Here is a 21172-nt window from a genome sequence, read left to right on the forward strand (position 1 = left end):
AAAGCCGCGGAGAAGATTGAAGAGTCCGAAACGAACGTTCGCTTGCGAGCGCAGATGATTGTCTCCCCAGGTGTGGAGCTGCTCTGGGACCTCATTGCGGTCGGTGGATACCACCTGAAGGATCCGCTCTTTCGCAAGGGGGTCTACTTCGAACAGTTCAAGCAGGATGCAGTGGACTGCGTTCTCCGTGTCGCCCTTAAGCACCGGGACCATCCGCGAGAATGTTGGCGCGCTGCAGTGACAACCTTCCGCGAGATAAACGCGGAGCTCGAAATTGTCGAAACGCCTGGGATCGAGGTGCCTTCGTATGACCGCTTCAACGAACAGCTCAGGAGCTGTGAAGTCTCAGAAGGAAAGGCCATGGCTAAGGCGCTTGGCGACTTCGAAACCGATACGGCCAAGGCCGAGAACCCCCGCCTTGCGGCCCCAGACCCGGCGCTTCAGGGGATAGAGGCCTTGTGTCTCCCAGCTTCCGTCCCGGACCCAGGCCTCGGCGCCGATCATGCCGCGGGACTGGACCAGCATCATCGCCACGCCGAGATCGGCCACGTCGTTGGTCAGCACATCGGGCGTATTGGTGACATTTATGCCCCGTTGCCGGCAGGCGTCCAGGTTGACCGCATCGTAACCGACCCCATAGACCGAGACGAGCTCGAGCTTCGGCAGCTTACCGATCAGTTCGGCGGAAGCGCCTAGCTCCCCGCGCGTGGCGATGGCGCGGATACCGGCGGCGTGCTGGCTTACGAAGGCATCACGGTCGGCGGCCTCGTAGAGCTTCAGGACATTGTACTGCGCTTCCAGTTCGACCAGATCCCATTCCGGATATGGGCCGATCAGAAGGATATCGGGCTTGCTCATGTTTCCTCCAAGTTTCAGTTCGAGCGCCTCTGGCGGGCCGCCAGCAGCGTCATTGCCATCGAGACGATGGATTCAAGCGACTGGTTGATGTCGACGGTCGCAACGTCCGGCTCCGTAGTCGGAAGCTCGAGCGTCGCAAGTTGGCTGTCGAGAAGCGACAGCGGCATGTATTCGTGCTTGCGGGCGGCCATGCGTGCAGCCAGCAGCATCCGGTCTCCCTGCAGGAAGACGAAGGTCATCGGCCGCCCGGACAACGACCTCAATCGATCCCGATACGTGCGCTTCAGTGCCGAGCAGGAGACGACGATATCGCCCGTCCCCGCGAGACGATGGCCGAACGCATCGAGCCAGGGCCAGCGGTCTTCGTCCTCCAGCGGCGTTCCCATCCGCATCTTGCGGACATTGGAGGGCGGATGCAGGCCGTCGCCCTCGATGAAGCCGCAGCCAAGATAGTCCGCCAACCTCTCTCCAACCGACGACTTGCCGCAGCCCGAGACGCCCATCACGACGATCGGCCCGAAGCCTCCGGCCTCAGAGGCTGGTGGTGATGCCGCCATCAACATAGAGCGTGTGTCCGTTCACAAAGGAGGAGGCCTTGCTCGACAGGAAGACGGCCGCACCGACCAGTTCCTCGACGTCGCCCCAGCGTCCGGCGGGCGTGCGCTTCTCCAGCCAGGACGAGAATTCCTGGCTGTCGACCAAGGCCTGGTTCAACGGTGTCTTAAAGTAGCCGGGCGCGAGCGCATTGATCTGCAGGCCGTGCTTGGCCCAGTCGGTGCACATGCCGCGCGTCAGGTTCTTCACCGCCCCTTTCGTCGCCGTATAGGGAGCGATGCCGGGGCGCGCGAGCTCGCTCTGCACCGAGGCGATGTTGATGATCTTGCCCCGTCCGCGGCCGATCATGTGTCGGGCCACCGCCTGGCCAACGTAGAAGACGCTGGAGACGTTGGTCTTCAGCAACTGCTCCCAGCGGTCGATGGGGAAATCCTCGAGCGGGCTGCGGAACTGCATCCCGGCATTGTTGACCAGGATGTCGATCGCACCGACTTCGGCCTCGATCGCATCGACCCCGCGCTTCACGGCCTCGGCGTCCGTCACGTCGAAGTCAGATACCGAAACCGTCGCACCAGTTTCCTTGAGCTGTCCTGCAGCGGTCTCGAGCTTGGCCCTGTCACGGCCGTTCAGAACGATGGAAGCTCCGTGTTCCGCGAGGCCTCTGGCAAGCGCAAAGCCGATACCCTGCGACGATCCCGTTACCAGGGCTCTGTATCCTGTCAGATCGAAAAGATAAGCCATACGAGACCCCTACCGCGCCAGCGTCTGTTTGATGCCCGCGATACCGCGGCGCAGGAAAGGATCCGTGTGGATGTAGAAGAACTGGACGCCCTTCTCCAGCCAGTGTGGCAGCTCTTCGGCAGTGGCGAGAGTCCCCGATACCCTACCTGCCGCACGGATCTTGTCGACGGCTACGGCGACCTTCTCCATGACGGCGGCGGGGCGCGGCTCGCCGAACGGTGGCGCAGGCGGGTAGCCCATGTTTTGCGACAGGTCGCCAGGACCGATGAAGAACACGTCGATGCCTTCGACTGTCAGCATCTCGTCGAGACTGTCGATCGCATCCATCGTCTCGATCATGGCAACGACGAGGCGTTTATCGTAGTCGGAGGGGAGCGCGTATCGGACCGCATCCACGACGGCGCGGGCCTGTTCGGCCGTGTCGATCATGGGAACCATGATGCCGTCGGCTCCAGCATTGAGATAGCGGATGATCAGCGGCCGCTCGTGGGAGTGGGGTCGGACGATCTCCGCGCCGCCGACCGAGCGGACGATCTGCCCGGTGCTGCGCACGTCCTCGAAGCTCCAGGTGCCGTGCTCGCAGTCGACGAAGACCGAGTCCGCGCCAAGTTCGATCAGGCGTCCCGCCAGACCGGAGGACGCATGGTGGGTGTTGTACATGGTGATCGCTTCGCCAGCCAAAAGCCGCGAGCGCAACTTCGCTCCGTTCATGATGACCTCCCAGTTTACTTCTTTGGCATGTCCGGCGTGTCGGCCGGCGCGCCGACCCAGCGTGCAACTTCGATGTCGGCGGATGTGTCGCGCATGAACGTCGGGCAGATGTGGAGCTCGGGAATGACCGCGCTCTTGTTCAGGCTAGCGCAAAGGTGGATCGCCCGAGCAACATCATGCGGATCCATCATGACCGCACGCTCTGAATCCAGGGGTGGTCTCGCACGGTTATCCATGATCGGCGTGTTCGTCTCGCCGGGCAGGATCGTCGTCGCCCGGATGCCCTGGTTGCGGTAGGTGTTGTGGACGAAGGTCATGAAGTTCTTCACGCCCGCCTTCGCGGCACCATAGGCGGCGCCCCCGAGAAGGTTCGGATTGACGACGGCGAGCGACGACACCGTGATGATCGTGCCCTCGCCTCTTGCTATCATCTCCGGAAGCACGGCCTGGGTGAGATTGAACACGGCCGTCAGGTTGACGTTGATGGTCGAGTTCCATTCCTCTTCGCTAAGGAAGCGCGCGTTCAGTACCTTGCTGGCGCTTCCCGCATTGTTCACGAGGATGTCGACCGCGCCGATGCCATCGTTGATCCATTTCACGGTCTCGAAGATCGAGGCGCGGGATTCGATGTCGAGAACCCGGGCGAACGCCCTGCCCTTCGCCTTCTCGATCAGTGACGCGACCCCGCGCAGCGGTTCGAGGCGGCGGCCGGTGAGGACGACGGTTGCGCCGTCCTTCGCCAGCAGGAGAGCGGTCTCACGACCGATCCCCGATCCGGCACCGGTTACAAGCGCGATCTTTCCATCCAGAAGTCCCATGTCGTCCCCCCTATTCCGCGGCCACTGCGACCGGGCCAGAATAGCCGTAAACGTCCTTGGCTGCCTTCGGCGAAATCAGGCTCTCCTGAAGATCCTGCTCGATGAGTTCGCGGGAGCGTTCGGCTGCCCGGCCCCACCCGCCGCCACCGGGGGTCTCGACCTCGAGGCGCTCGCCAGTCTTCAGCGTGACCTTACCCTTCGGGAAATGCGGTTTGCCCTCCTTCATGACCTTGCCAGCCGTGCCGTTCTGGCCCTCTACCACGCCGAAGCACGGGTGGCGGACGCGTTCGGATGCAAGGTAGATGCTCATCGGGTTCTTGCCGAGATTGCGCAGGGTAACCCGCTGCCCGAGACCGCCGCGATGCTTTCCCGCGCCGCCCGAATCCGCGATCAGTTCCTTGCACTCGGTCAGGACAGGAACGGCGACTTCGAACATCTCGATGGCCGTTACCTTGCAGTTCGACGGGAAGCTGAGCGTATCGAGACCGTCGAATTCGGCACGAGCACCCTGCCCGCCATGAAAGTTCTGAACGGAGCCGTATTGTGAGCCGTCATTGCGCTGACCGACGCAGTTGGCAGCCCAGATCGGAGCACCGCCGCTGTCGCCCATGACCTTGTCCGGAACGACCCTTTCGAGCGCCTTGAAGATCAACGACGGAATAACGTGCCCTATGAGATTGCGCGAGTTGCCCGCCGTCCACTGCTGCGGATTGAGGATGGAGCCCAGCGGAGCCTCGTCCGTGATCGGCACGATGCAACCTTCGTTGTTCGGGGTGTCCGGATCGAGCAGGCACTTCAGCGCGTAGACGGAATGGGCGTAGCGATAGTTCGTCCGGCAGTTGATCGAATGCAGGACCTGATCTGAGGTGCCGGTATAGTCGACATGGATCGAGTCATCCCTGACTACTACCGATGCCTTCAGCGTGACGTCGACATCATAGCCGTCCAGCAATACCTCCGCGCTGTAGGTGCCGTTCGGCCATTCCCTGATCGCCTTACGCGTCTGCGCCTCGGAACGGGAATGGATAGCCGTGGCCAGACCTTCGACATCGTCGAGGCCGTATTCGTCGAGGAACTTCACCAGCTCCCGGCCCATGACGTTGTTGGCTGCGATCATCGACTCGAGGTCGCCGCGCACTTCGGTGGGAAGGCGCACGGAGGCTGCGATGATGTCGAACACATCCTCGTTCGGGACGCCAGCCTTCAGCAGCTTCACGATCGGGAAGCGAATGCCTTCGGCGAAGATGTCGCTTGCTTCAGAGTGAAGCGGCGCGCCGCCGATGTCCGGCAGATGGGCGATGGACCCCGCATAGGCGACGACCTTGCCGTTCTTGAAGATCGGCGTGATCATCGTCACGTCCGGAAGGTGGCCCGTGCCGATCTCCGGGTCGTTCGTGGCGAGGACGTCACCCTCCACGAGCTTATCGGCCGGAAACTTCGGCAGGAAGTAGCCCTGTGCCGCAGCCGGAAGGGAAGTGATGAAGACGGGGATCGACCAGGTGCACTGGGCAAGTGCCCTGCCCTTCGCGTCGAGGAGAACAGTGACGTAGTCGTGGTTCTCGCGGACGATCGGCGAAAAGGCCGTCTTTCCGAGTACGTTGTCGGCCTGGTCCGCGATGAAGATAAGGCGGTTCCACATGACCTGCAGGTTGATCGGGTCATTGAAATCGGTGGCGGGTTTCGACATCTGGGTACCCCTTAGTGAATGTTGACCACGAGGTTGCCATGGGCATCCACGTGGAAGACGCCGCTCGGACCGACGACGGCGGTCGACTCGCGCTGCTCGACGATCGCCGGTCCCTTGACCTCGTGGCCGACGGGCAGCTTGTAATGATCGTAGACGGCGGTGTCGGTGAAGGTGCCGAGCTCCTGGAAGTAGACCTGGCGGCTTCCCTTCCTGGCATCTGCGGTGACGGTCTCGTGCGGCCGGGTGACCTGGTCCTTCTCGCCGCTGGCTCTCAGTCTCCAGGTGATGACTTCGACCGGAGCGGCGACCGTCCGGCCAAACAGCTCGCGGTATAGCTTGAAGAATGCGTTCCGCAATTCCGTCAGGAACGCCTCCTCGGGAAGGCTCCGGTCCGGAAGAACGATCGTGATCTCATGACCCTGACCAACATGGCGCATGTCGACGGTGTAGCGGTTGGCGATCGTTTCCTTCGGCACGCCGGCGGCCGACACAACCTCCGCGCCCTGTGCGGCCAAGTCGTCGAGCAGGCGGTTCATGGCATCGACATCCCAGGCTTCCAGCGGCATCGGATGGCTTGCCGATAGGTCGACGGCCACCGGAGCAATGAGCAGGCCGATCGCCGAACTCACCCCGGCACCTGTCGGGCAGATGATTCGCGAGATTCCGAGCTTGCGGGCAATACCATAGGCATGAACGGGACCGGCGCCGCCGAAGGCCACCATGGGCAGAGACCGGGGATCGACCCCAAGGTCGGTCGCATGCATCGCGGCCGCCTTGCTCATGGATTCGTTGACGAGATCGTGGATCCCCCATGCGCAGCGTTCGACGGAGACATCGAGCGAGTCGGCAAGCTTGGTCATCGCCTCGCGGGCCGCGTCCTTCGACACCTTGAACGAACCGCCGACGAAGGATTCCGTGCCCATGTAGCCGAGCAGGATGTCGGCGTCCGTCACGGTCGGCTGCGTCCCGCCGCGCTGGTACGCGGCCGGACCCGGCATGGCTCCTGCCGAATGCGGGCCGACGTCGAGAAGGCCCAGCGGGTTCTTGGCGGCGATCGACCCACCGCCGGCACCGATCTCGATCATCTGGATCGACTGTATCTTGAGCGGAAAGCCGGAACCCTTGCGGAAGCGCTGGTAGTGCGCGACCTCGAGATCGGTACCGACGTTCGGCTCGCCGTTCGGGATCAGGCAGAGCTTGGCGGTCGTGCCACCCATGTCGAAGGAGAGGACGCTATCCTCGCCCGCGGTCCGTCCGAACTCAGCAGCAGCGACAGCGCCAGCGGCCGGGCCGGATTCGATGAGACGGACAGGAAGCTCCGCGGCGCGGCGGCTCGGCACGAGACCGCCGGACGATGTCATCCAGAGAACCTGGCGGTCGATACCTCTGGCCGCGAATTCGCGCTGAAGATGAGCAACGTGCCCGGCCATTTGTGGGCGGGTATAGGCGTTGACCACAGTCGTCGAAGCGCGATCGAACTCGCGCATCTCCGGGCAGACTTCGGAAGAGAGCGAGACGAAGATGTCCGGATCTTCTTCGCGGATGAGAGCGGCGACGCGCTGCTCGTGCTGCGGATACTTGTATGCATGCAGAAGGCAGACAGCGACGGAACGGATGCCCTTTTCTTTCAGGCGCCCGGCGATCTCGCGGACGGTCTCTTCCTTGAGTTCGGTCATGACGGAGCCATCGGCGGCGATGCGTTCCCGTGCACCGTAGCTGTTCGAACGCGTGACGAGCGGATCTGGATACTTGATATTCAGATCATAGAGGTCGTAGCGTCCCTCGTTCCGGATCCGGAGCATGTCCTGAAAACCGTCCGTGGTGACGAAGCCGGTCTCGACGCCCTTGCGCTCCAGCACGGCGTTGGTGACCACCGTGGTCGCACCGAGTACCTGGAGGTTTTCGATCGAGATCACATCGGCAAACTTCTCGAGAAGTTCGGACACGCCCTGGACAACAGCTTCGGCCGGATTCCTGGGAGTGCTGAGGACCTTGTGGAGATGCAGATCACCTTTGTCGTCGAGAAGCGCGAAGTCGGTGAACGTACCGCCAGTGTCGAAAGCCAGTTTTGTCATATTTCCCTCGATGCGACTTGCACGGCGGCTAAGCGCCATGGCCGAGGCCGACTGGTTCGACCCCTTTATCTGTCATGAGGTTAGGCGACGGTGGTTCGTGTTGGCCAACACAACTACGGTCTGCCGCCATAGAGTTTGCTTATGGCAAAATCAGGTAGGGCGGATGCCCGGCTGGCTGCTGCTGATCAACTTCCCCACGATGTCCAGCAACACGGAACGTGCCGCGAGTGCGGGCTCGGAGAGCGGTAGGTGATCCGAGACACACAGCGAAACGGTGGCGTCGATCACGGGTGTCGTCAAACGGCGGATCTGGGCTCCCGCAAAGGTCGGCGCGTCGGTCACGACCGATCCTGGCAGGATCGTCGATCCGAGTCCGTCGAGCACGGCGGCGCCGAGTGCAGGCACCGACTCGATCTCTGCAACCACGTCAGGTTCGGATCTGGCGCGGCTCAGACCCTCGTCGATGAGGCGTCGGAGGAAATGGGTTTTGCTCGGAAGGAGAAGAGGAACACCATCAAGAGCCGAGAGCGGCAGCGGTTCACCGGGTTCGCCCGGCAACGCCAGATCCGCCGGTGAAACCAAAAACATCTCCTCACGAAACAACGGCTGGAGCGACACGCCCTTGATGGGATTCGACGTGTAGATCAGCGCCATATCCATCTTGCCCGTCATGATCAGCTCGCTCAGGATATGACCGAAACTGTCGTTGATATGGACGATGATCTGCGGATATCTGGCTCTCATCTCCTTGAGCAATGGCAGCGAGAGCGAGCTCGAGGAGGAGTAGGTTGCAAGTCCGATGGACACGCGCCCAGCGACGGATTTCGCGGACTGGTCGATCTCGACCGATGCCTGGTCGATCTGCTTCAGCATGATCTGCGCGTGGCGATAGAGGATGAGCCCGGCTTCCGTCGGGGTTATGCCGACATTGCTGCGAATGAGGAGCTGGTGCTTGAAGTGCTGCTCGAGAGAAGCGATCTGCTGCGAGAGTGCTGGCTGGGCGACGCGGAGAATGCTTGCAGCACGGGAGACGCTTCCCGTGTCGATGATCTTGACGAAACTCTTGAGTTTCTTGAAATCGACGCTCATGCCCGTGGTTCCAATGCCTTTGGCCGAAACCTAAGGCCAGCGGGAACGGCTTAGCAACCCCTCCCGCCGGAAGCTTCTTTTTAGATCAGCGCCTTCACCGCCTTCTCGATCCTGTCGCAAGCTTCCGTGATGGCCTCCATGGACGTTGCGAATGAAAGACGGAAGTAGGGAGACAATCCATATGCAGCTCCCTGGAGTGCAGCCACGCCGACGCCGTCCAGAAGATAGAGAACGAAGTCGAGGTCGTTCTCGATGACCTTCCCGTCCGGCGTCTTCTTGCCGATCACGCCGCCGCAGTTCGGATAGAGGTAGAACGCACCGTCGGGGACGAGGCACGAGAGGCCCGGTATCGCGTTCAGCCTGGCGCAGGCGTAGTCCCGGCGGTCCTTGTAGACCTTGACGCTGTCGATGATGAAGGTCTGGTCATTGGCAAGCGCGAAGGCGGCAGCCGCCTGGCTGACCGAGGACGGGCAGGACGACATCTGCGACTGAAGCTTGTTGATCGCGGCGATCAGAGGTGCGGGACCGGCAGCGTAACCGATGCGCCATCCGGTCATCGCGTAGGACTTCGACACGCCATTGGTCAGAAGTACGCGATCCTTCAGCTCCGGGACGACAGCGGCCAGAGTGGTCATCGGTTCGTCCTTGAACCAGACCTGGTCGTAGATGTCGTCGGAAAGAACGAAGACCTGCGGATGACGCAGCAGCACCTTACCAAGCGCATCGAGCTCGCTCCTGCTGTATGCCGCTCCCGTTGGATTGGAAGGCGAATTGAGAATGAGCCACAGCGTCTTGGGCGTGATCGCCTTCTCTAGGGCTTCCGGCGTGAGCTTGAACCCGGTCTCCTGAGGGCACTGCACGATGACAGGCTTGCCTTCATTGGCGATGACCATATCTGGATACGAGACCCAGTAGGGTGCCGGGATGATGACTTCTGCGTCGTTCTCGACGCTTGCCATCAGTGCAAGGAACAGAATCTGCTTCGCGCCGCCGCCGACGCACATTTCGTTGTCGGAATAGGTGAGGCCGAGGCGGCGCTGGAAGTCGCCGATGATCGCATTTCGGAGCGCAGGCGTGCCGTTGACTGCCGTGTACTTCGTTTCGCCCCGGTCGATCGCGGCATGCGCAGCTCCCTTGACGTTCTCGGGCGTGTCGAAGTCCGGCTCGCCTACCGTGAGGTCGACGATGTCGTGGCCTGCCGCTTTCAGTTCCCGTGCACGGGCGGAAGCCGCAGTGCTCGGAGAGACCTTGATCCTGGACACGCGTGATGCGGGCACGAAAGTGCTCATTGGACTTCCTCGTTTATATGGAGTGATATTCGACCGTCAGTGGACGGCATCGGCCTCGCCACGCATCTTCCCGGTCAGGAAGAGCTCGCCGAGTTCGTCATGAGTGATGTCCTTCGGCAACCCGTCCCAGATGACCTGGCCAAGCCTCAGGATCACCGCACGCTGTGCGACTTCCATCGCCTTCTTGGTATTCTGCTCGACGAGAAGGATTGTCATTCCATCGGCGTGAAGCCTCAGAAGCTCGTCGAACACGATGCCGATCGCTGCGGGCGACAACCCGACCGACGGCTCGTCGACCAGCAGGACCTTCGGTCGCTGCAGGACGGCCATGGCGACCTCGAGCAGTTGCTGCTCGCCGCCGGACATGTTGCCAGCCAGCGTGGCGCGTCGTTTCTTCAGGATCGGGAAAAGGTCGTAGACATAGTCGCGGTCGGCTTTGACCTTCGCATCGCGGAGCGTATAGGCCGCCATCTGAAGATTCTCGTCGACGCTCATGACGGGGAAGTTACAACGGCCCTGCGGTACGAACGAGATCCCCTCGCCCAGGATCGCCCTCGACTTTTGTCCGGCGATGTTCTTGCCGCGCCAGTCGATGTTGCCGCCCTTGATGGAGGTCATGCCGTAGAGCGTCTTCAGCAGTGTCGACTTGCCTGCGCCGTTCGGGCCCATGAGAGCCACGAACTGGCCCCCGGGCACGTCGAGATCGACGCCGTTGAGGATGTCCAGATTGCCGTAGCCTGCCCGCAGGTCGCGGACCAAAAGGTTTGTCTTAGCCTCCAAGATAGGCCTCCCTCACACGCTGGTCCTGGATGATGTCTTGCGGCAGGCCCTCGACGAGCTTAGCTCCCTGATCGAGAACGACGACGCGCTGGCAGATGCTGGTCACCACATCGATGTTGTGCTCGATCACCAGGAAGCTGACGCCCAGCGACTTGTTCGCATAAAGGATCGTGTCCACCACCCGCTCAATGATCTTCGGATTGATGCCCGCCATCGGCTCGTCCAGCAGGATGAGCTTCGGCTCGGGCATCAGCATGGAGGCGAACTGGATCAGCTTTTGCTGTCCGCCGGAAAGGTTGCCTGCTGGCTGATGCCGGACATCCCAGAGGCCTGCCATCTTGATCAGTTCGCGCGCCCTCTCGCGCAACCCCTCGATGCGGCTCCTGGAAAGCTTTCCGAGACCGAACGTCGCGGCGATGGAGGGAAATGTGAACATCTGGCCTGCGATGACCAGGTTCTCTTCGGCGTCGAGGGATTTGAACGTCACGGTCTTCTGAAACGACCGCAACATGCGGCCTTCCCGGGCGATCCGGTTCAGGGACCACCCGGTGATATCCTGTCCGTCGAGAATGACAGTGCCGGTGTCCGGACGTGCAAGCCCTGTGCTGCAGTCGAAGAACGTCGACTTGCCGGACCCGTTCGGCCCGATCAGTCCGGCGATCTCACCTCTGTCGATATGGATGCTGACATCGTTCACGGCTTTGACCGCACCGTAGGACTTGCTGAGGTTCCGGATCTCCAGGAGCGGAAGATGAGCATTCATTTCACACCTCCGATCGCGTTCCAGAAGCGATTGATGAGGGGGGCGAAGCCTTGTCTGAACCAGAAGACCAGAACGAGAAGGCAAGCGCCGTAAGCGATCATCCGGACCTCTGGGGCGACACGCAACGCCTCTGTCAAACCGACGAACAACAGGCTGCCGAAGACAGTGCCTGAGATCATTCCAGCGCCGCCACCCAGCACGATGATCAGCATCGTTGTGGAGTAGTACATCTGGAAGGTCAGTGGGCTGACGACCGTGAGATAGTGGGCGTAGAGGCAGCCGCCGACGCCTGCGAACATCGCGCTGATCATGAACACGATCAGCTTATAATGCCAGGTGGGAACACCGAGGGATTCGGCAAGGGTCTCGTTTTCGCGGATCGCCACCATGTTCCGCCCCGCAGGAGATCTGACGATCGCCCACACCGCCAGGGTGGCCAGCACGCCGACCGCTAAGGCGAGATAGTAGAAATTGGTCGTGCCGGAAACGGTGAAGGAAAGCGGTCCGAGTTCGAAATACGGTTTCGGAATGCTCGAAAGCCCCATGTCTCCCCGGGTGACCGAGACCCAGTTCTTCGCGATCGCCTGGCCGATGATGACAAACCCCAGCGTGCACATGACGAATGATGTCGAGCGGAGACGCAGGGCCGGAATTCCGAGTGGAAGTGCGGCGGCACCGGATACCAGGGCGGCGGCGATGAGATTGACGTAGAACGGGGTCCCGTAGGTGACGGCTAGCAGGCCCGCCGTATAGGCGCCGATCCCGAAGAATGCGGCCTGCGCGAGCGACAGGAGGCCCGTGTAGCCGACGAGAAGATTGAGCCCATGGGCCGGCAGCATGAATATGAGGGCAATGATCAGGGAGTGGGTCACATAGCGGCTTCCGATGTAGGGAGCAGCAAGTGCTACGACGATCAGGACGACGGCGAGCGGGATTCGGAGATCTCGTCTCCGGGACTGCGGGACGGTTTCTGTGAGAGACATGTCGAGTCCTCAGACGTTCGAGAAGGTTCGGCTGGAGCTGCTTTAGAAGCGCGCCTGCGTCGAAAAGAGGCCATGCGGACGCCACATCAGCACGAGGATGAGGGTCGCGAAGCCGACGGTGTCGCGGAACTGCAGCCCAACATAGGTGGCGACGAGGCTCTCGGCGATCCCCAGGATCATGGCGGCGAAGAACGTCCCGCGCACGTTGCCAAGTCCGCCCATGATGATGATGGGCAGGGTCTTGAACGTGATCAGCTCGCCCATTCCGCCATAGACGCTGACGTTGACGGGCGCGGTCAGGACACCCGAGAGAGCGGCCAGGGCGGCACCGAGAATGAATGTCCGGAGCACGACCTGCGGCACGTCGATGCCAACGACCTCGCAGCATTCCACGTTCTGGGAAACCGCGCGCATGGCCATGCCGAGACGGCTGTAGGTGACCATCAGTTCGAGGCCGACGAAGACGACCAGGCAGACCACGAGGATGAGAATGCGCTGCTGTGCCAGGCTGAAGCCGAAGATCGAGATAGGCTCGATATAGCCTCCGGAGAAGAACTTGTAGCCTCCCCCGAAGACGAAGATCACGGTGTTCTGCAGGATGAGGGCGATGCCAAGGGTGGCGAGCACCCCCGACTCCGCCGGAGCGCCGACCATCCGACGCATGACGAGCTGGCCGACGACGTAGGCGACCACGATCGTCGCGAGAACGCCCACGACGATCGAAGCCTCATAGGAAAGGCCGAGATAGTCGATGGCGAACCAGGCGCCGAACGTCCCGAGCATGTAGTATTCGCCGTGAGCGAAGTTGATGGCTCGCAGCACGCCAAAAATCATCGTCATTCCCACGGCGACGATCGCGTAGACGGAACCCGTCACGATCCCATTGACGACTTGTTCGAGAACGGTCGAGAGCATGGACGTACTCCTCCCGGGAATTACTTGGCAGGGTACTGGATGTCTGCCGAGTATGCACCCTTGATGCTCGGAACACCCTTCTCGATCTGCAGAAGGATCATCGGCAGGCGAGCTTGATTGTGATCGTCGAAGGTGACGTCGCCGACGGGGCTCTTGTACTTGATCTTCGAAAGGGCGTCGCGGACCTTACTCTTGTCGGCGCTGCCAGCCTGCTTGATTGCGGCGGCGAGCAGGTTGACCGTGTCCCAGTGGACATAGGCGTGGTTGTTAGGCGCTTCCTTGTAGGTCGTCGTGAACTTCTCGACGAAGGCCTTGCTGGCCGGGGAGTCGAACTGCGGAAGCCATGCCGCGGCTTCGACCGCACCTTCGAGAGCGGTCGGAGCCGACTTGATGGTCTTTTCGGTATTGAACTCGCCGTTGCCGATCAGCGTCACCTTGCCCGCGATGCCGAGCTCGACCATCTGGCGGGCGAGGATCGGCGTCGTGTCGGCAAGACCGTAGTAGATGATCGCCTGCGCACCGTTGTCGCGGATCTTGGCGAGAACGCTGCGGAAATCGACTTCGCCTTCCTTGTAGTAATCCTCGCTGAGGATCTGCCCCTTGAATTCCGGAAGGTATTTCTTGGTGAAAGTAATGGCCGAGCGGCCGTAGTCGCTGTCTACCGAAAGAACCGCGAACTTTGTGAAGCCTCGCTGCTCGGCGGCATATTTGGCGACGACGAGCGCACGGTTTTCGTCCGTCGGGTAGTTGCGGTAGGTCCATTTGAAGCCGCCGACACCTGCCTGGTAGGTGATCTTTGGGTTCGAAGATGCGGCGTTCAGGAGGAGCACCTCAGCGTCTTCCGCGACAGGCTGCATGGCGAGGGTCACCGAGCTCGAAACGTCGCCGATGATGAAGTCGACACCTTCCTGGTCGATCAGGCGGCGGGTCGCCGAGACCCCTTCGACCGGCGTGCCCTGGCTGTCCGCGTTGAAGAGCTGGATCTTGATGCCGTTGACGCCGCCGGCATCATTGATGTCCTTCACCGCAAGCTCAGCGCCGTGCATTGAGAAACCGCCGTAGCGGGCATTCGGTCCGCTCATCGGCGCGACGATCCCGAGCTTGATCGTGTCGGCTGCCTGCGCCGTGGCAGTGAAAGGAACCGATCCGGCGATCGCGAGGATCGCCGTGGAGATGCAAAGCATTCTGCGATTGAATTGATGTGTCATGTTCCCGCTCCGTGTTTCGGATGATCTCGTCCGGCTTTATGCCGGCATTTGCCGCTTTGGCGGTTCTTATTGGGCAGCCTCATGCTGAGCCAGGTGTCACAGTAGGTTCATGCGGCCGGGTTTGGCCAACACAACTCCTTTCTGCCGCTATAGGGTTTCCTTATGGCGGGGGCGCGCTCGAGAGACCTTGGCCCAGATAGCCATGACCGGGCGACATGCCTGCATTGATGGCAAATGCATACATTGTGAGCGGCGACGAGCCTATAGTATAGGCATCAGCAACCATGGAGAGATAGAATGAAGCTCGGCGAAAGACTGAGAAGGTATGTAGAGCTACGACGCGCAGTCCGAGAACTCGAGGGTCTCGATGATCGAACCCTTCACGACATCGGAGTAGCCCGATCTCATATCCGCGGTGCCGTCGAGGGCCGCTGAATGCGTGCTGTGGTTTAGGGCATGAAAGTCATGCCTGACAGCCGCAGACACTCCAGGATACGACGCATCACGTTCTGTATCGTCAACGCTGGACGGCTGGGTTTACGGATTTCCTCCCACAGCAGCTCGTATGACGTGCGGATGGGATTGCGGGCGAAGCCCTCGACCTGACTTCCCTCGTTCGTCTTTCGAACGATCCAGAATGTGTCGTGGGCACGCTTGTCGGCTTTCCGGTCAGGGTCGAACGTCACTTCCTTGTGGAAATAGATGTTGTGGGTCAGCGCGAAGACCTGCTTGATGGCGACCTTGCCTGAACACGCCTCGGAGAGCACCCGCTTTATGAGCGCGCTCACGATCAACAGGACGTCGCTGTCGAGACTGACACCGGATCGTCGAAGACCACCACCCTGTTCCCGCTGACCTCTGCGGAGGTCGTACTGCCACGGATGAGATGCTAGAAATACGGGAACGAGATGAAGCTCCGCTCTCCTTCACTCAGCGTAATGCGCGCACTACTCCCATCACCTCTGACGATCGCGTAGGATTCATCCCTGTCTCCTGCCGTTTCAAGCCTGAAGCCAGTAAAGCCTGATGCTCAATACGCAGGTCCCTCGCACGCCACCCGAACAGCCTATCCATCCTGATCCTAGGTATAGGTGCGGGCGCTGCTACGCTGCCGTAGTCTCTTCACGTCAGCAGCCGAGAACGAGCGACCGAGCCCAGTGAGGGTTTCGCGTCCTTCATTAGGGCCACCGACGGCACTGAATGACCAACCTCGGATGACGGAGAGATACGCCACCATGCAGACCGCGAATTCCGATCTGAAGCTCTCACGACGCGACGCGCTACGCACAGGCGCCGCGCTGGCGGCAGCAATCTCGCTGCAAACGTCACCGGCCATCGCCGCGACGCAACACTCACAGCAACCAGGAACTGGAAACAGGTAAATGACCCAATCTTTCATCAAGACCAAGGACGGCGTCGATATCTTCTACAAGGACTGGGGTCCGAAGGATGCCCAGCCGATTGTCTTCCATCACGGCTGGCCGCTGTCGTCGGACGACTGGGACAACCAGATGTTGTTTTTCCTTGCCAGCGGCTACCGCGTCGTCGCCCATGACCGCCGGGGCCACGGCCGCTCGCAGCAGGTGAGCGAAGGCCATGACATGGACCATTACGCAGCCGACGCCTCGGCCGTCTACGAGCACCTGAACCTCAAGAATGCCGTCCATATCGGTCATTCGACCGGTGGCGGCGAAGTTGCCCGCTACGTCGCCAAGTTCGGCCAGCCGCAGGGCCGCGTCGCCAAGGCCGTTCTGGTTTCCGCCGTTCCGCCGATCATGGTGAAGACCGCGAGCAATCCCGGCGGCCTGCCGATCGAGGTGTTCGACGGCTTACGCAAGGCACTCGCCGACAACCGCGCCCAGTTCTACCTCGACCTGCCGACCGGCCCGTTTTACGGCTTCAACCGTCCAGGCGCGGAGATTTCCCAGGGTGTCATCCAGAATTGGTGGCGTCAGGGCATGATCGGTGGCGCTAAGGCTCATTATGACGGCATCAAGGCGTTTTCCGAAACAGATCAGACCGAAGACCTGAAGAAGATCACCGTTCCGGTTCTCGTCATGCATGGCGACGACGACCAGATCGTGCCGATCGACGATGCCGGCCGGCTGTCGGTCAAGCTCGTCAAGAACGGCACGCTGAAGGTCTATCCGGGCTATCCTCACGGCATGCTCACCACGCATGCGGATGTCATCAATCTGGACCTGCTCGCATTCGTCAAGGAATGAGCGGCAGCCTCGTTCGCCCTGATTGGATTTGTTCGCTGTTTCAGGACGGCTGGCTCTTGCCAGCCGTCCTTCGCCGTCGTTGCATGCCTTAGGTCAGTCCGGTGAGGATTTTCGGTATGGGGAGGATGTCTGGCCCCTCACCCACGTTCGCCTGTCTTCACCGGTGCGATCAGGATGTTGCTGGACGAGCCACATTCCGCCGCCGAAGTCGAGGCTTCGGATGCTCACCGCGCGAGTGCGTGCCCCAGGGGCGCCGTCCGCTCACCGCGGTTTCTCCTGTCCCGGTCCAAGTTCCACCCCCCGTGCGGCGGGACAAGACTGGAAGTATGGCCTACCATGCCCGAGGATCGAAGTCAGAGCGTGACAATTGCAGATCTAACCACCTCTGCAGTGATCGGCATATCGGAGAACCGGACGCCGGTCGCGTCGACAAGAGCATTGGCGAGCGCAGCCGAGGCTGGTCCCTGGCCGCATTCGGCTACCCCCAAGAACGGCTTCCCCGGCTGGGCTTCCACTATAACATCGATATGTTCAGGGACATCGCGGAAGCGGAGAATTGGATAAGTGCTCCAGTCGAAGTTTTTTCTCAGAGTTCCATCGGTTGCCGCGGCTTCGCGAGTACACCAGCTCAAGGATTGTATGATGGCCCCTTCGACCTGGTTTTCGATACCATTGGGCGAAACGACCTCGCCGCAATCCACGGCCGCCTGGACCCTTCGGACGGTGACCCGCCCGGTGTCCCGCTCGACGCGGACCTCCATGAAGATCGCGCAGTAAGCGCCGAGGTTCTTGTAACGCGCGAACCCCATCCCGAATCCCTGCAAGGGTGCCGCCTTCTTGCGCTTCCTCCAGCCGAAGGCGTCGGCCGCGGTCAGCATAACCTGTCGCGCGCGGTCATCCGCCATGTGGTTCAGTCGAAGGTCGAGCGGGTCGATTCCCGCCGTCAGAGCAAGTTCGTCAAACATGCTCTCTATCGAGAAGACATTGAGGTGGGCGCCTAGTGATCGCAGCGCGGAAACCCGGATCGGCATGTCCTTGATGAAATGATAGACGACGTTCATGTTTGGCAGGTCGTACAGAGGATTGGAATTGCGGCTGCCATCGCCTTCAGGCATCGGAATGGGTTTGCCTTCCGGTACCGGAAACGAAGGGACGACCTCGTTCCCTACCAGGACGCCACCCGCCCCCACGGGACGATTGTTGTGTGGATTGCTCCACACATCGTAGTTCCATCTGACGATCCGGTTGTCGCCATCGAGGGCAGCATCCACCTCGGTCGCCATTCCGGGACCCAGCGGTTCCCAGCCGAACTCCTGCTCCCGCATCCATTGCAGTCGCACGGGTCGACCCGGCAGCGATGCGGCGATCAACGCAGCCTCGGCGGCGACATCGTCGGCACCGTTCTGGCCATAGCAGCCCGCTCCCTCGACATGGATCGCGCGGATGGTCTCGATAGGGCGCTTCAGGAGATCCGCGGCGACGCGCCGGACATCGAATGTGCCCTGGCTGTGAGTCCAGATCGTCAGAATGTCATCCTGCAGCCAGGCCAGAGCGCACGACGGACCAATCGAACCATGACTTATCCAATGCCTGGTGAAGCTTTTCCTGACCGAGCGCTTGGGATCCGCAGTCGGCTTGCTGGCATCCAGTATGACGATGTCCCTCGCAGGCAGCGCCTTCAGCGTCTCGGCGACCCCACCCGTCGGGAACGGCGATCTCGCAAGCTCGTAAGGCGAGGCCTGGAGCCTCCGCATGAGCTTTACGGCGTTCCATTCACGTTCGGCCACCACCGCCGCGAAGTTTCCGTTCCGCACGAACTTCACGACACCGTCCATGGACTCGATCTCGCTGTCCGACGGCAATGCCAGCCTCGTACCTTCGCTCGGTCCCCTGATGACCCTTGCATGCAGCATCCCGGGCAGGCGCATGTCGTGAATGAAAGCGGCTCCGCCCGTGGTTTTCGCCGGGATGTCCAGCCGTGGAAGATTGGTGCCCATTGTCCGGAACTGGCTCTTCTGGCGAAGCGGCGCGTCGGGTACCGCCTCGACATGCATCGACAGGGCGGATGCGGTCTCGCCGTATCCGATGCGGCGGCCATCGCCGGCTCTGATGGTCCCATCGCCCATCGAAGTCACGTCGCCTTCCTTGACCCTGAGGATCGCGGCCGCCTGTTTGAGCAGGAGCATCCGGACGTTCGCCGCAGCATTCCGGATCGCGGTGCCACTGTCCTGCATCGAGTGGCTACCCGCCGTCAGCCCTTCGTCAGGCGTGCGCAGGGTATCCACCGTGACGAGATCGACGTCCGCTGGGGGTAGGTCCAGTTCCTCGGCCGCCACCTGCGTCAGGGCCGTCCTGATGCCCTGGCCGAGTTCGGCCTTCCCTGAAAAGACGGTGGCCCTTCCGCTCTGATCGAGCAGGATCCAGGAATCGAGGTAGGGGGATGATTTCAGGCTGCCCGGAAGAGCGGGAGCGAGAGCGATCGGCCCAGCCCCTCCCTCGCCGCCGCCGGCGAGCTGGGCGCGAGCCGGTCTCGTCATGGCGAATGCTACAGCGATGCCGCTGGCAGCGAGGAAGGAACGTCTCGTGATCGGGTTCATCGGACCACTCCGGCCATTACATCGCTGGCACGCCGGACCGCATGAAGGATTCGCGCATGGGTTCCGCAGCGGCAGAGATTGGGCTGCATGTGCTCCCGGATCTGTTCGTCGGTCGGATCCGGGATCTTTTCGAGGAGAGCCTGCGCGCGCATGATCATGCCCGCTATGCAGTATCCGCACTGTGCCGCCTGCTCATCCTGAAAGGCCTTCTGCACGATTCCGGGCGCATCGACCGAGCCGAGACCTTCCAGGGTCCTGACCGATCTGTCACCGATGACCCCGACCGGGGTCAGACAGGAAAAGACCGCCTTCCCGTCTATGTGCACCGTGCAGGCACCGCATTGTCCGAGCCCGCACCCGAATTTTGCACCGTTGAGTTCGAGGTCATCCCGAAGCACGTAGAGCAGCGGCGTATCAGGATCACTTCCGATCTCGTGCTTCGCGCCATTGACTGTGATGGATATGGTCATCTTGCGTTCTCTTTCCGGATATCGCGAACCGCGTTCCCGAGGCGCGGCCAAGGCGACTGGGACGTGAACCGCGACCTTGCGTAGGCCAGAAGGTCGGCGACCTGGTCGTCGGTGAGATTGTCAGTAAACGGCGGCATGAACGGAGCGTCGCTGGTCGGATCCTTGATGCCCTGCAGCACTGCCTGAATGGCGTTCCGCGGGTCCGGCGCGTTCATGTCCGAAGTATCCGAAAGCAGGGGCCGCCCTCTCGATGCCATAGGTGCGGCTGGCTCGTGACAGCCACCGCATGCGCCTTCGAACAAGGTGACGGTTGCGGGATGTGACTGAACGGCGACGTCAGCGCCGCCGCCAGCGACCCGCCGGCCGGCGGGACGAGTTACGGCCCCGGCATGCATAGTCGAATCGATGTAGGTAGCGATCGAACGCACGTCGTCGTCGTTCAGTCTGGAAAGACCTTCCGTAACCGGCCCCATGGGGCCTGCTGCCGAGCTATGCCCGCGTGCTGTGCCCGTCTTCAGATATCCGTAGAGCGTTTCGACGTTCCACCGCTCGGACGGAACATTGCTTGCGTCCAACGGAGGCGCGTTCCACCCTTCGGCCACGCCTCCAGCGAAGCGCTTGCCCCATTCCTCGCCGCCAAGGATGTTTCGCGGCGTATGGCAGCCGCCGCAATGGGCCAGCCCGTCGACGAGGTATCTGCCCCGGTTCCATTCCGGACTCTCGGATGGATCGGAAGCCGTCGCGGCGGTTCTCAAGAACAGTAGCTTCCATCCTGCAAGCAGCGGTCGGAAGCCCAGTCCCGGCATGAGTTCGTTCGGCGGGGCGGTCTTCTTCACAGGGTCCCGGCTCATCAGGAATGCGTAGACGGCATCGAGATCATCGTCGGTGACGCGCGAGAAATGTTCGTACGGAAGCGCCGGATAGAGATGGCTTCCGTCGCGAGCGACCCCCTGCTTCATCGCCCTTCTGAAAGCATCAGCCGACCAACTGCCAATCCCGCTGTCGGGATCCGGAGTAATGTTGTTGGAATAGAGGGTTCCAAATGGCGTGGCCAGGGCCCTCGAACCCGCAAGAGCGGGTTCATTGTCCGCGGTGTGACAGACGATGCAGTCCCCGACGGTGGCCAACTGCTCGCCTCTCCGGATCAGTGCAGGTGAGAGCAAGGCCCGATCCGGCGGCTTGATCCTCGGGATTTCGGCTTCGTAGACGATCCACCCGGCGATGCCGGCGCCAACGAGTGTCGCAAGCCCGAGAAGGGTGGCGCCGGCCATCAGTTTTCGATTGGTTGAGCCCATTCGTGAACATGCCCCTGTTTTGCGAATGCCGACGACTCCCTTGTCAGGTCCCGCGAGACATCATCCGGCGGTCGTGACCTGGAGCGTTTCAGACGCATCCATTCCTCAGCTTG

General features: G+C 61.5%; 20 protein-coding genes and 1 pseudogene. 2 read left to right on the forward strand and 19 right to left on the reverse strand.

Annotation, left to right across the window (positions count from 1 at the left end; genetic code table 11):
- Window positions 1-366 precede the first annotated feature (366 nt).
- The 14 genes and pseudogenes from RG540_RS13125 to RG540_RS13190 all read right to left on the reverse strand — a co-directional run.
- A pseudogene (locus RG540_RS13125) lies at window positions 367-858 on the reverse strand (NAD(P)-dependent oxidoreductase); the annotation flags it as partial.
- A gap of 14 nt (window positions 859-872) precedes the next feature.
- The gene (locus RG540_RS13130; protein ID WP_244446560.1) at window positions 873-1421 is read right to left on the reverse strand and encodes a gluconokinase; all 549 of its coding nucleotides are present in this window, start codon (window positions 1419-1421) and stop codon (window positions 873-875) included.
- Window positions 1390-2154, reverse strand: a complete 765-nt coding sequence (locus RG540_RS13135; RefSeq protein WP_038588595.1) for an SDR family oxidoreductase — start codon at window positions 2152-2154, stop codon at window positions 1390-1392. Before RG540_RS13135 ends, RG540_RS13130 begins: the two co-directional genes overlap by 32 nt.
- A 9-nt stretch (window positions 2155-2163) precedes the next feature.
- On the reverse strand, window positions 2164-2865 hold the full coding sequence (locus RG540_RS13140) for an HpcH/HpaI aldolase family protein (RefSeq protein ID WP_038588598.1): 702 nt from the start codon (window positions 2863-2865) through the stop codon (window positions 2164-2166).
- Between the two features lie 14 nt (window positions 2866-2879).
- A complete protein-coding gene (locus RG540_RS13145) occupies window positions 2880-3683 on the reverse strand; it encodes an SDR family oxidoreductase (RefSeq protein WP_038588600.1) in 804 nt (267 codons plus the stop codon).
- Between the two features lie 10 nt (window positions 3684-3693).
- Window positions 3694-5370, reverse strand: coding sequence for a hydantoinase B/oxoprolinase family protein (locus tag RG540_RS13150; protein WP_038588603.1), 1677 nt, complete (start codon window positions 5368-5370; stop codon window positions 3694-3696).
- Window positions 5371-5381: 11 nt separating this feature from the next.
- Window positions 5382-7445 (reverse strand): hydantoinase/oxoprolinase family protein, encoded by a 2064-nt coding sequence (locus RG540_RS13155; RefSeq protein WP_038588605.1) that lies wholly within the window; start codon window positions 7443-7445, stop codon window positions 5382-5384.
- 150 nt (window positions 7446-7595) lie between these two features.
- Complete coding sequence (nac, locus tag RG540_RS13160; protein WP_038588607.1) at window positions 7596-8534, reverse strand: nitrogen assimilation transcriptional regulator NAC; 939 nt, start codon at window positions 8532-8534, stop codon at window positions 7596-7598.
- An 80-nt stretch (window positions 8535-8614) separates the two neighbouring features.
- Complete coding sequence (locus tag RG540_RS13165) at window positions 8615-9823, reverse strand: aspartate transaminase (protein ID WP_038588610.1); 1209 nt, start codon at window positions 9821-9823, stop codon at window positions 8615-8617.
- A gap of 36 nt (window positions 9824-9859) precedes the next feature.
- Window positions 9860-10603: a branched-chain amino acid ABC transporter ATP-binding protein gene (locus tag RG540_RS13170; RefSeq protein WP_038588613.1), complete on the reverse strand. Its 744-nt coding sequence runs from the start codon at window positions 10601-10603 to the stop codon at window positions 9860-9862.
- Window positions 10593-11366 (reverse strand): ABC transporter ATP-binding protein, encoded by a 774-nt coding sequence (locus RG540_RS13175; protein ID WP_038588616.1) that lies wholly within the window; start codon window positions 11364-11366, stop codon window positions 10593-10595. The genes RG540_RS13170 and RG540_RS13175 overlap by 11 nt, the downstream gene beginning before the upstream one ends.
- Complete coding sequence (locus RG540_RS13180) at window positions 11363-12349, reverse strand: branched-chain amino acid ABC transporter permease (protein WP_038588618.1); 987 nt, start codon at window positions 12347-12349, stop codon at window positions 11363-11365. Before RG540_RS13180 ends, RG540_RS13175 begins: the two co-directional genes overlap by 4 nt.
- Before the next feature lie 42 nt (window positions 12350-12391).
- Window positions 12392-13264 (reverse strand): branched-chain amino acid ABC transporter permease, encoded by an 873-nt coding sequence (locus RG540_RS13185; RefSeq protein ID WP_007753248.1) that lies wholly within the window; start codon window positions 13262-13264, stop codon window positions 12392-12394.
- Window positions 13265-13284: 20 nt separating this feature from the next.
- Entirely contained in the window at window positions 13285-14472 is a 1188-nt protein-coding gene (locus tag RG540_RS13190; protein WP_038588622.1) for an ABC transporter substrate-binding protein, read from the reverse strand.
- Between the two features lie 297 nt (window positions 14473-14769).
- On the opposite strand from RG540_RS13190, the gene RG540_RS31665 reads away from it, so the two are divergent.
- Window positions 14770-14907, forward strand: a complete 138-nt coding sequence (locus RG540_RS31665) for a DUF1127 domain-containing protein (protein WP_080724934.1) — start codon at window positions 14770-14772, stop codon at window positions 14905-14907.
- A gap of 14 nt (window positions 14908-14921) precedes the next feature.
- Here RG540_RS31665 and RG540_RS13195 read toward each other — a convergent pair whose 3' ends face one another.
- The gene (locus RG540_RS13195) at window positions 14922-15260 is read right to left on the reverse strand and encodes an AAA family ATPase (RefSeq protein WP_244446679.1); all 339 of its coding nucleotides are present in this window, start codon (window positions 15258-15260) and stop codon (window positions 14922-14924) included.
- Window positions 15261-15361: 101 nt separating this feature from the next.
- Complete coding sequence (locus RG540_RS33595; RefSeq protein ID WP_407668906.1) at window positions 15362-15442, reverse strand: hypothetical protein; 81 nt, start codon at window positions 15440-15442, stop codon at window positions 15362-15364.
- Between the two features lie 412 nt (window positions 15443-15854).
- On the opposite strand from RG540_RS33595, the gene RG540_RS13200 reads away from it, so the two are divergent.
- Window positions 15855-16697, forward strand: coding sequence for an alpha/beta fold hydrolase (locus RG540_RS13200; protein ID WP_038588628.1), 843 nt, complete (start codon window positions 15855-15857; stop codon window positions 16695-16697).
- 353 nt (window positions 16698-17050) lie between these two features.
- Here the strand turns inward: RG540_RS13200 and RG540_RS13205 are convergent, their stop codons facing one another.
- Genes RG540_RS13205 through RG540_RS13215 form a run of 3 tightly spaced genes read right to left on the reverse strand, consistent with a single transcriptional unit; the run spans window position 17051 to window position 21059 of the window.
- Window positions 17051-19294 (reverse strand): xanthine dehydrogenase family protein molybdopterin-binding subunit, encoded by a 2244-nt coding sequence (locus tag RG540_RS13205; RefSeq protein WP_038588631.1) that lies wholly within the window; start codon window positions 19292-19294, stop codon window positions 17051-17053.
- Window positions 19291-19764 carry a (2Fe-2S)-binding protein gene (locus RG540_RS13210; protein WP_038588634.1) on the reverse strand — a complete coding sequence of 158 codons (474 nt, stop codon included), beginning with the start codon at window positions 19762-19764 and terminating at the stop codon, window positions 19291-19293. Before RG540_RS13210 ends, RG540_RS13205 begins: the two co-directional genes overlap by 4 nt.
- Window positions 19761-21059, reverse strand: coding sequence for a cytochrome c (locus RG540_RS13215; protein ID WP_038588637.1), 1299 nt, complete (start codon window positions 21057-21059; stop codon window positions 19761-19763). The genes RG540_RS13210 and RG540_RS13215 overlap by 4 nt, the downstream gene beginning before the upstream one ends.
- Window positions 21060-21172: the final 113 nt, after the last annotated feature.

This window comes from Neorhizobium galegae bv. orientalis str. HAMBI 540, assembly GCF_000731315.1.
Lineage (GTDB): Bacteria > Pseudomonadota > Alphaproteobacteria > Rhizobiales > Rhizobiaceae > Neorhizobium > Neorhizobium galegae.